This is a genomic window from Pradoshia sp., from assembly GCF_051873915.1.
Lineage (GTDB): Bacteria > Bacillota > Bacilli > Bacillales > Pradoshiaceae > Pradoshia.
Genome location: NZ_JBJEFJ010000095.1, coordinates 1 through 11,409, shown reverse-complemented (window position 1 = coordinate 11,409; position 11,409 = coordinate 1). Strand labels below are relative to the sequence as shown.

Genomic DNA, 11,409 nt, shown 5'->3' with positions numbered 1-11,409 from the left:
CTATCTTCCCGCAACAAACTTTCCGTAGAGTCCAGTATGCAGGATCTTTTAAACATAAAAAAACGAATTCCAGATAATCAAGAATTCGTCTTCATTTTATACTGTTATACTGCCCGTAAAAATTGCAGCGATACTTCATTAAATTTCTCAGATTGATCGACATTACATACATGACCACTATCTTTGAGGATTACCAGCTGACTGGAGGATTGTTCTTTCACTAACTGCTTGACCGGCTCTAAAAAGACATAATCCTCATCTCCCATAACATATAGAGACGGAATGCTTGTATCCTTTTCATTAATCTTCACTAAATATTTTGCAATCCCTGCCGTTAAAGTTAACCATCGCAAAAATTCTCTGTGCTTGAGTTTCTTAGCCTCTTGAATGAAAAGATGCCTCGATGATTGATGTGTTTTCCGGGGCATTAAGACCCATGCAAACATTTTATATAACCATATAAACGGAACCATCCTCTTAAATGCATTCGCCAGACCGAGGAAAACGTGCAATCTCGGTGTAATTCGAATCACCGCTCCTGCAAGCAGCATCGAATGGAAACGCTCAGGATGAGTTTCGGCCAAATGGCGAATAAGCATGGTCCCTAATGATATTCCAACAAAATGAGCCTTTTCAATTCCTTGAGAATTTAGCACATCAAGAATATCTTTAGAAACTAAATCAAGTGTATATTTTGTCGGGCTATTCTTAATCATACAAGCACCGTGTCCTCTCAAATCCACCGCCAACACATTAAAATGCTTGCGATAAGCACGAATCTGCTTGTACCAAATACTTGAACTCCCGCCAGCTCCATGTACTAGAACTACCCACTCTTTATGTTGTCGACTGTATATTTTGTAATGTATCAAGTACGTTTCATCCTTTGATGTTTTTTATCTTATTCTATTAATACGATTACTACTATGGATTGGTTTCATATATTACACATGTTTCCATCAATATAAAAATTTTCAATTAGTTCTTTCAAATTTACATACCTAACTCTTTCCGCCATTATTCTGTCTTCCGATATATAGCATTACATAATAAATTGAAAACGAATGAAAGAATGTAAATGACGGCATTTAACGGCAGTCCGATGACTGAAGCAATGTATTAGGTATTACTAGCATAAATTGTCCAAACCATGGATATCAACTCATGCATCCTATTACACAGGTTTCAAACGGCAGAGTAAATATGGGACCTAGGACACTTTATGGAGTACTATCAAGGATGCAAAAGGACAGTCTTATTACACTTGCTCAAGATGATGGCAGAAGGAAAGCATACCAGATTACCTTCAAAGGAGAATAAGTACTACGTATCGAGTATATATGAAGAGAGGAAAGAAGATTTTTTTGAAGAAGAACATCCTGAGCTGGATTGCTTGATTGTTCATAAGGATAAGGTTTTAAAAGATTTGCTTCTAAGGGAAAAGCTGTCATGCATGTTAAGTATTATGGGTATGCAGATATGAGTTCCATCATAGAGAACTCGGTCGAGAAATCCATTTAATCTCAGAATAATAAATAGACTAATCATTCAGCTAAGGTTATCTTTAATAACCCTCTTGACATCCCTAGCTACCCTTCATTATTGATTAGAGTTGCCGTCTGCAAAAAATCTTATTGTAGCCAAAAAACCTGATCGGTCAGCAGTTATCCCTTACTATTAGAAAACTTAGGGGATAAAAAAAAACCCCGAACCCTTAGTTCGAGGGAAGATATAGCATTCTCACGTTTTATTTAACATTCTCTAAACCAATTGAAATTAAGCTATTTCTCTTCTATTAATGCTACACGCTTAACGTGCGTGAATTGTATGTGGCAACGTATAAGATGTTGGGGGTATCCTCCCTACATATATTTCATACAATGTTTAAAAGTCTATGCAACTAACCGTCACTAAAGATAGTTGTTTTCATTACTTTCCATAAATAATTTTTGCAATCCCATAATGACTGATATCTTCAATCATATTTGCAATCTCAGAAGATGATTCCTTAAAATCATTCTGAATCCATTCATTTAGTATCCCTATTGTCCCTGCAGTAATAAACGTGGATAGATACCCCACCTGTGCTTGGGGCACATTTTTCCCATAACGATTCCACTTTTCTACACATTTCTGATGAGCAATATCCAAGACATCATTTAAAAAATCTTTCCCGTTCTTCAAGCTGAAGAGAACTCTACTCAGTTCCTTATTCCTCAAAATCACCTCGAGAATTTCACTCGTAAATCCAGAAATTGTATAGTCATCTTTTGAAATAGAGATGGCCTCCTTTAGTTCACAAACATACTGACTTTTTAGCTTCTCCATCAAATCATATACATCATCGTAATATCGATAAAATGTAGCCCGATTGATTTCACATTGTAAACATAGCTCGGTTACTGTTATCTTATTCATTGGTTTTTGTTCAAGCAATTCGATAAATTTATCTCTAATTACTTTTTTAGTATATTTTATCCGCCGATCTTCCATTTTTACCTCCCATTCATAAACAAGTTATGAAATAGTGTTTAATAACTTACATTTTGTCGTTAATTGTTGATTGATGTGATGGTTGCTTCATTATACAATGATAACATCTTTTATACAACACAGTGTTTAACAACTAATGGAGGTTTTCATGAAGAACATTTCAATTATCACGGATGGAAGTTGCGATATCCCTGTTGAGGTTATCGATAAATATGATATTAAACTAATCCCTCTTCATTTTCATTTTGAGGATAACATAGAGTATGGCTCAGAACGTATGATGGATAGCGAGGAGTTTTATAGAAGATTAGCGAATGGAGAGATTGCTAAAACAAGCGCCAGTTCTCCTTCATCTGCCATGGATTTACTGAAAGCTGAGCTGGATAAAGGAAATGATGTCATTTGTGTGGCCCTTTCCAGTTCATTAAGCTGTACTTTTAATAATATAAGATTGGCATGCCTTGAATTGCTAGATTCCTATCCGGATCAACGGATTACCGTGATAGATTCCTTAACCGCTTCTATGGCTATGGGAATGATGGTGATCAAGGCTTGTATGATGAGAGATGAGAAGTATTCCTACGACCAGATTGTTGATTATCTGAATGAAACTAAGCATTCCTACCACGTTGAATTTTATGTGAATGATTTGCATTATCTAGCAAGAGGCGGCAGACTTAACCCGGCTATCGCCAAAATAGGCGGTATCATCGGTATTAAGCCAATCCTGTCTGTTACAGACAATGGAACCATTGAATCTGTCTGCAAAGCCAGAAAAACCTCTGGTGCTATCAAGCAAATAAAAGATAGATTTCTGACCTCCTCAACAGAAAAGGAAATGATTTGTATTTTGCATTCCAATAATCTTGATAGAGCCTTAACCTTAAAAGCAGACCTCGAATTGGACCAGCATTTCTCACAAGTATTCTTCACGGAGATTGGCCCATCCATTGGCAGTCATACTGGCCCAGGATGCTTAGGACTTGCTTATCTAAAAAATTGATAGAAGGATATTTTCCCTCCTATTAAGAATTAATACATTGGATAGTAAAAAGATAGATTTTTATTAAGGGGGACTTACTTGCATGCAAATGGATATAGCCAGCCAACCAGCGCGAAAAAAGCGAAGGTGGCCAAAGATTATCGGTTTTTCTGTTCTTGGACTTGTGATTATCCTTTCAGTCATTTTTGTCGCTGCAAATATGTATGCAAAGCGCTCATTGCCGCAAATTTCCGGAGAAATAAAGCTTGAAGGATTAAAAGATAAAGTAACGGTTGTACGTGATGAAGAAGGTGTTCCGCATATAAAAGCGAAAAATGACCATGATTTATACATGGCACAAGGTTATATAACGGCACAGGACCGTCTCTTCCAAATGGATTTAAGCAGACGGCAGGCCTCAGGGCAATTAAGCGAAGTAATCGGTGAAAGCTCAGTAGAACAGGATAAATTTTTTCGTACATTTGGCTTAAGGCGTGCTGCCGAAGCTTCTTATAAAGGGTATTCAGATGAAATGAAGGGGTACCTACAGAGCTACGCAGATGGCGTGAATACATTCATGAAAGAAGCCATTTCTGACAATAAGCTGCCAGTTGAGTTCACCTTATTAGGATATGAGCCTTCTGAATGGACAGTCATTGATACGTTAACAATCGTAAAGTACATGGCTTACGATTTAGGCGGACATTGGGAAGGCCAAGTCTTTCGCAGCTATCTATTAAGCGAATTTACCGAAGAAGAGGCAATGGATTTATTCCCTGCGTATCCAAAGGAAGCACCGACTGTCATTGAAGAAGGGGCTATTGATTGGGAACAAAGCTTTGCCAGCGCCCATATTCCCGATGAATTCAACGGCAGCAATAACTGGGTCATCAGTGGAGAGAAAAGTGAAAGCGGATCAGCCCTTTTGGCAGATGACCCGCATCTAGGATTAATGACGCCATCAATCTGGTATCAATCAACTTTACAGTCAAATGAACAAAACATGAGCGGTGTCACATTTGCGGGAATTCCAGGCATTATCATCGGACATAATGAAAATATTGCATGGGGAATTACAAATGTAGGGCCAGATGTGCAGGATGTGTATATAGAAAAAATAAATCCTGATAATCCGGAACAATATTTATATAATGATGAATGGATAGACGCAGAGATTATTACTGAGACCATAAAAGTAAAAGGCCAAAAAGCCATTGACCTTGAAGTAATGGTCACTCGCCATGGTCCTGTTATTTCAGAATTTGCGCATGATAACGCAAGCGATACCGCCCTTTCTTTGAAATGGACCGCCTTAGAGGCGACACAGGATTTAGAAGCCATTCCTTTGATGAATAAGGCAAGTAACTGGGAAGAATTCGATGCAGCAATCGAACACTTCAAAGCACCTTCATCAAACTTTGTATTTGCGGCAAAAGACGGAACAATCGCCTACAAAGCATCAGGGAATATCCCGATTCGAAAAAAGGGCGAAAGCTTAGTGCCCGTTCCAGGCTGGAATGATGAGTATGAGTGGGAAGGTTATATTCCACATAATGAATTGCCGACACTCATCAACCCTGAAGAAGGTTTTATTGCAACCGCAAATAATAAGATTGTAGACGATTCCTATCCATACCATATCTCGAATGTATGGGCGCAGCCCTACCGCCAGCAACGAATTCTCGAGGTTTTGAACTCGAAAGAAACATTTACGGTTGAGGATATGAAGGCTTTGCAAATGGATATTAAAAACCTGCAAGCCGAAGAATTTGTTCCAATTTTCCTTGAACAATTATTAAATCAGAAATTAAGTGAAAAAGAAAAAGAGGCCGTAAACCTCCTAAAGAAGTGGGATTTTGAAGATGATCAAGCAGAAACAGCTCCATTGCTCTTCCAGACCATACTGCTAGAGATCTCGGATGTTTTGTTTGGGGAGAAAATTCCAGATGAAATGATGGACCTCTTTGAAGGCAAAAATCAAGTCATTGACGAGCTCATTCGACGTGCCAATGAAGGTGAGGAAGGACCTTGGATTGACAATAACGGCGGTTTGTCCAAGGTCATCCATCAGGCACTGAAACAAACAATCGACACATTATCCGAACGTTATGGAGACGATATGAGCAAATGGCAATGGGGAGATGAGCATAAGCTGCAATTTTCGCACCCTTTATCAAGAGTGAGCCCTCTGCAGCATATTTTCAATAGTAGGGATGCCATCCCGGTTGGCGGAAGTGCCGTGACCGTTCAAGCGGCTAGACGAAATGATGAAACCGGTATAGTGAATCACGGCGCTTCTTGGCGGTATGTCATTGACACAAGTGATTTTAGCAAAGCCTATCATATAGTTGGTCCAGGACAATCCGGACATTTCAAAAGCGAATGGTATAATAACCAATTTGAAGATTGGGTGACAGGAGACTATCATGTAACTACTCTCAATGAACCAGTCAGTGAAGATCAGACATTAAGCTTGTCACCTAATTAAGGGATGCGGAGGAGCTGCAATCATCGATTGCAACTCCTTTCTTCCTCAAAATTAAGTAAACAATTCTTTTGCTAATCACCAGCGCCAAATGGATAGATACAGCGATATGCACAATTTATATCATATTGGCCAAATTATCCTACTGCGCAAGCTGCAATCCCCTTGGGATAGCGCTTGGTAGATAGCTTATTATATGACATAAAAAATATAAGGCAGCAGCCCCATACCATACTAGGGACTGCTGCCTTATTTCATTTACCTCTTCCCTTTATCATAAATCTCACCTAATGCTTTCGGAGCACGGTTGGATTTAGAGAAAAAGATTAATAACAATAACGTTACTACATAAGGTAGGATCATGAATAGATCAGTGTAGCTGCTTGGCAATGCCATGGACTGAGCAATAAAAGCACCACCGGATTTCGCAAATCCAAATAAAAGGCAAGCAGCTAGCGTCGGGACAATCTTCCAGTTTCCGAAAATCAATGCGGCAATAGCTAAGAATCCATACCCCATATAAATGCTAGAGGAAAAGTTAGCTGAAATGGAATAGGCAAAACACATGCCGCCAAGACCTGATAATAGACCGGATATCAAAACGGCTGTAAACCTGATTTTCGTTACATCTACACCTGCAGCATCCACCGAATGAGGATTTTCCCCGCACGCTCGTAAGCGTATGCCGAATTTTGTTTTGTATAAAAGATACCAAGCAAAAATGGCAATCACGATGATCATCACTTCAAACGGATACACATTCGTAAAAATCGCACCTATTACTGGTATATCGGCTAAACCACTAATGGTAAACCGCTCCATGACACCTAACTGGAACTTATCCGAAGCCGTTCCAAAGACAAGCGAATTGATTTGTGTCGTCAAGAACGTAGTCAGCGCCAACGCCAAAATATTAATGACGACACCGCTGATTACTTGATTGGCCTTAAACTTAATACAAAGGACAGCATGAATAATAGCAAAAACCATCCCGCCGACCATGGCAAATAGTAATGCCACATAAAATAAATCTTGAATATCTGTACCAAACGCATTTGCGATCAAAATAGCTGATAGCGCTCCGATGAATGCCCCAAACCCTTGAAAGCCTTCAAGTGCTAAATTGGTAATACCGCTCTTTTCACTGTATATACCGCCTATCGCCATCATAAAAAGAGGCAAAGCAAAGGATAAGCCATCAATAATTACTGTATCCATTATGATTTACGCTCCTTTCGTTCCTCTACTTTTTCACTCATACAGCTGATTTTATATTTCAGGTATACACCACATGCACTAAACAATAGAATCAGTCCGACGATCACAGAAGAAATTTCTTGTCTAATTCCTGCCTGTGAACTCATATACGTGCTACCCTGATCAATGATTGATATTAGGGATGAAGAAAAAATAACACCAATTGGATGAGAATTTCCTAATAGAGCTACAGCAATGGAATCAAAGCCGATGTCTGATAATACTTTTGGCTGTATGGAAGCGTAATAACCTAAATAATACGTAACACCTGCAAGTCCAGCCAAACTACCTGAAATAACCATGGCTAAGACTGTATTTCTTCCCACATTGATTCCCGAATATTTGGCAGCATTACGGTTGGAACCTACCGCTTTCATATCAAAACCAACCACTGTTTTGTCCATGACATACTTGATTAAAATAGCGGTAATGATAGCCAAACCAAAGCCTAATGGGATATCCATTTTCAGGTCCCCTACTTCGACATTCACTAATGTTAATCTTGCAGCTTCAGAAATATATTGAGATTGCCTTGAGACCGGATCAATATAATACATTTGGATAAAAAAGCTAATGACATATTGAGCAATATAATTCAACATAATCGTCGATACGACTTCATTGATGTTGAATTTATATTTTAACCAGCCTACTAATCCACCCATTAGTCCACCGACGACGATACCAATCAGTAATACAAGCGGCTTTGCAATCATCGCATCCAAACCACTGTAGCCAACAATAATCGTCGCAAAAAAACCAGAGACGAGCATTTGGCCGGCAACCCCAATGTTAAATAGACCCGCTCTAAATGCTACTGCAACTGCCAAGCTCGCAAATAAAAGCGGCGTCATCGCATTCAACAAACTCATGAAATCAGTCAGCATGCTTTTATAGCCAGCATAAGATGGCTTCGGCATGATTCCTGCCCCTTGGAATAGGTTACAGAACGCCTGCAAAGGATTTTTGCCGATTAAAAGGATAACAATAGCCGCAGCAATAAAACTCATAATTATGGCGACTAATGGAATGGAGATTGATTGCCATTTCTCCTTACTCATTAGCCGAATAAGACGATTACGCAAGTTTTTATTCTTATTATCTTTACTCATGCTTTGCCCCCATCATATATTCACCGACTTCATTGGTCGTTAATGACTCCCTGCTAGCAATCTTTTGAAGCTGGCCATTATAGATAACTCCTATCGTATCCGCTACATTCATGATTTCATCCAGCTCCAACGAAATAAGGAGAATCGCTTTTCCACGGTCACGTTCCTTAATGATCATCTTATGGATATTTTCGATTGCACCAATATCTACACCCCTTGTTGGCTGAACAAAAATCATGAGGGGCGATTGCAATTCAATTTCTCTGGCGATGATGGCTTTTTGCTGATTACCGCCGCTCATCGAACGAACTTGCGTTTTAACGCCTTGTCCGCTTCTAATATCATATTTATCGATCAGCCTGCTGCCAGATTGCTCAAATTCTTCTTTATTGAGGATTCCCTTACGAGAGTAGGGCTCCTTATAATACTGCTTTAAGGCTAAATTAGTAGCTAAATCAAAATCTAAAAACAGTCCAAAGCTATGCCTGTCCTCAGGTATATAAGAGATTCCAGCTTCTGTTCTGTTTCTGATCGTTTCATTCGTAATATCCTTGCCGCCAAGGAAAATGTTTCCGCCGCTGACCTTTGTTAACCCAGCAATCGCATCCGCTATTTCAACCTGTCCATTATCTGCAACTCCAGCAATAGCGAATATTTCACCGCCGCGAATCGTAAACGAAACATCTTTAACCACTTCGAACCCATCTTCATTTTTTACCGTTAGATGCTCTACCTTCAATACTTCCTCTTTAAACTCAGCAGGCGCCTTCTCAGCTTCAAAGCTTACCTCTCTGCCAACCATTAATTGAGCCATATGATTAACAGAAGTCGTCTTTACATCTAATACATCCACTAATTTCCCTTTATTCAATACAGCACATCGGTCTGCCACTTTCTTGATTTCTTCCAGCTTATGCGTAATCAAGATGATGGTTTTTCCGCCGTCTCGCAGACCTTTGATAATACCCAGCAAGAATTCAATTTCTTGTGGCGTTAAGACGGCAGTCGGTTCATCAAAAATAAGGATATCTGCTTCACGATAAAGCACCTTTAGAATTTCCACTCGCTGCTGCATGGAAACGTTCAAATCGGCTATTTTTTTCGTAGGATCCACTTCTAACCCAAAGCTTTTGGACAGCTCCTCAATTTTACGATTAGCATTTCGAATATCAACGTAAGGAAAGAGACCTGCAAATTTTCTTATCGGCTCAACTCCTAGAATAATATTCTCTGTAATCGTATAATCAGAGACTAACTTAAAATGCTGATGGACCATCCCTATATTAAGCTTCGCCGCATGGTTAGGCGAACTGATATCCACTTTGTCACCCCGGATGTAAATTTCCCCTTCATCCGGTTCATACATACCGCCCAGCATACTCATCAATGTTGATTTACCCGCACCATTCTCTCCAAGTAAGGCGAAAATTTCTCCTTTTTTTATACTAATGGACACATCATCATTCGCTACTATTCCAGGAAAGCGTTTGGTTATATGTTTCATCTCTACAATATAATCAGACATCTTTCTTCTCCTTTATCACAATAATTAAAAGGGAAAAAATTAGAAGTTTATCATCTTCCTGACCCGCTAAAATTCAGGAAGTGATAAACTTCTAATGGTTCATTCCATAATGTGTTTCTATTGAATGTTACAACCCTGGGAACTTTTCTGGCGTATGGCCATTAAAGTTAGACGCAGGTACGATTGTGCCATCTTTCACTAACTCGTACGCTTCATTCATTTTATTAAGTGTATCCTCTGATAATTGGTGACGGCCTTCATCTTTAATAAATCCAGTAGAATCTGTATCTGCATGAAGAACTACATTTCCACTTTTAAAGCTTCCGTCAACAATGGCATTCAATTGCTTTTCAACGTTCATGCCCATAAATTTAGCAGCAGATGTTAATACGATGTTTTCAGAACCATTTACACCGTCATCATATTGGTCAACATCACAGCCAATTACTTTTACGTCTCCTTTTGCTTCCTTAACGGCCGTGAATACACCATTGCCTGTGCCGCCAGCTGCAACAAAGATTTGGTCTACACCTTTTTTGATCAATGCATTTCCGATCACTTTTCCAGTTGCTTCATCACCAAAAGATCCTGCATAGTTACCGCCGACATCAGTGCCTGTGACATCAGTCCCTGCATAACCGGATAATTCAACAACCTCAACATTTTTATCAAAAGTGTTATTAACAAACTCTACGCCTGATTCAAAGCCAAATTGATAATTTACATTGGATGGATACGCAATCCCATTGACAACCGCTACTTTATTGGATTTCGTTTCAAGTGCAGCAGCCATTCCTGCGAAAAATCCACCTTCTTGTTCAGCGAAACTCATGGAATAGATATTATCGAATGTCTTTTGATCCCCTACAGGTGTAGGCTCAGAATCAATTAAAATAAATGTTTTATCAGGATTTTCTAAAGCAACACTAGAGACCCCTGCAAATTGGAACCCTGGTGTTACAATAACATCATAGTCTGCCACGATATCAGCGACTGCTTGTACACCTGCAGCAGGATCGCCCGTTTCTTCTTTAATAGCCTTTACAGTCGCTGTTGGATGATTGTTGATAAAGTTCAAAATGCCATTATAGTTATTTTCATTGAAGTTACCATCATCAACACCAGTAAGGCTTGTTACAATCGCAATTTTCAATCCGTCTTCATTTGTACCGGACTGTCCTCCATTTTCACTATTTCCGCACGCTGCCATGGCAGCTGTCAATAAAGCCATGCATAACACCATTACTATTTTTTTCATACTCTGTTTCATCGAAATGATCCTCCTATGTTACTCCTATGAAAGTGTTATCTTTGTAATCTTTACGCCAATAATGTTATATTAAAATAATTTCATTTTTACTCACCAATAGTAACATCAGAAATTTCACCCGTCAATAAGAAATCCGTATGTTTCTTTGTTAATATAAATTAATATTCGTTAATAAGCTGAAAATCAACTAGAAAAATAGCTATATATGTATAAACTTAATAAAAAGACGAAATATCTAATAATCATTCCACTGACATCAGTGTAAACTCCCTTAATCAAATTGAA

9 protein-coding genes are annotated in these 11,409 nt (G+C 38.9%); 3 read left to right on the top strand and 6 right to left on the bottom strand.

The window, feature by feature from the left end; all coding sequences use genetic code 11:
* Positions 1-104: 104 nt before the first annotated feature.
* The gene (locus tag ACI35L_RS08855) at positions 105-872 is read right to left on the bottom strand and encodes an alpha/beta fold hydrolase (protein ID WP_049672295.1); all 768 of its coding nucleotides are present in this window, start codon (positions 870-872) and stop codon (positions 105-107) included.
* Positions 873-1,164: 292 nt separating this feature from the next.
* Here ACI35L_RS08855 and ACI35L_RS08850 point away from each other — a divergent pair, with 292 nt between their 5' ends.
* Entirely contained in the window at positions 1,165-1,320 is a 156-nt protein-coding gene (locus ACI35L_RS08850) for a helix-turn-helix transcriptional regulator (RefSeq protein WP_231589554.1), read from the top strand.
* A gap of 609 nt (positions 1,321-1,929) precedes the next feature.
* Here ACI35L_RS08850 and ACI35L_RS08845 read toward each other — a convergent pair.
* Positions 1,930-2,493, bottom strand: coding sequence for a TetR/AcrR family transcriptional regulator (locus tag ACI35L_RS08845; protein ID WP_049672297.1), 564 nt, complete (start codon positions 2,491-2,493; stop codon positions 1,930-1,932).
* A 148-nt stretch (positions 2,494-2,641) separates the two neighbouring features.
* On the opposite strand from ACI35L_RS08845, the gene ACI35L_RS08840 reads away from it, so the two are divergent.
* Together ACI35L_RS08840 and ACI35L_RS08835 are read left to right on the top strand one after the other, a co-directional pair.
* On the top strand, positions 2,642-3,496 hold the full coding sequence (locus ACI35L_RS08840) for a DegV family protein (protein ID WP_439802697.1): 855 nt from the start codon (positions 2,642-2,644) through the stop codon (positions 3,494-3,496).
* 88 nt (positions 3,497-3,584) lie between these two features.
* On the top strand, positions 3,585-5,963 hold the full coding sequence (locus tag ACI35L_RS08835) for a penicillin acylase family protein (protein WP_439802698.1): 2,379 nt from the start codon (positions 3,585-3,587) through the stop codon (positions 5,961-5,963).
* Between the two features lie 255 nt (positions 5,964-6,218).
* Here ACI35L_RS08835 and ACI35L_RS08830 read toward each other — a convergent pair whose 3' ends face one another.
* The 4 genes from ACI35L_RS08830 to ACI35L_RS08815 all read right to left on the bottom strand — a co-directional run bounded on the left by ACI35L_RS08830 (position 6,219) and on the right by ACI35L_RS08815 (position 11,124).
* Positions 6,219-7,178, bottom strand: a complete 960-nt coding sequence (locus ACI35L_RS08830) for an ABC transporter permease (protein WP_049672299.1) — start codon at positions 7,176-7,178, stop codon at positions 6,219-6,221.
* On the bottom strand, positions 7,178-8,329 hold the full coding sequence (locus ACI35L_RS08825) for an ABC transporter permease (RefSeq protein WP_049672300.1): 1,152 nt from the start codon (positions 8,327-8,329) through the stop codon (positions 7,178-7,180). Before ACI35L_RS08825 ends, ACI35L_RS08830 begins: the two co-directional genes overlap by 1 nt.
* On the bottom strand, positions 8,322-9,854 hold the full coding sequence (locus tag ACI35L_RS08820) for an ABC transporter ATP-binding protein (protein ID WP_439802696.1): 1,533 nt from the start codon (positions 9,852-9,854) through the stop codon (positions 8,322-8,324). Before ACI35L_RS08820 ends, ACI35L_RS08825 begins: the two co-directional genes overlap by 8 nt.
* Positions 9,855-9,981: 127 nt before the next feature.
* A complete protein-coding gene (locus ACI35L_RS08815) occupies positions 9,982-11,124 on the bottom strand; it encodes a BMP family lipoprotein (protein WP_439802695.1) in 1,143 nt (380 codons plus the stop codon).
* Positions 11,125-11,409: the final 285 nt, after the last annotated feature.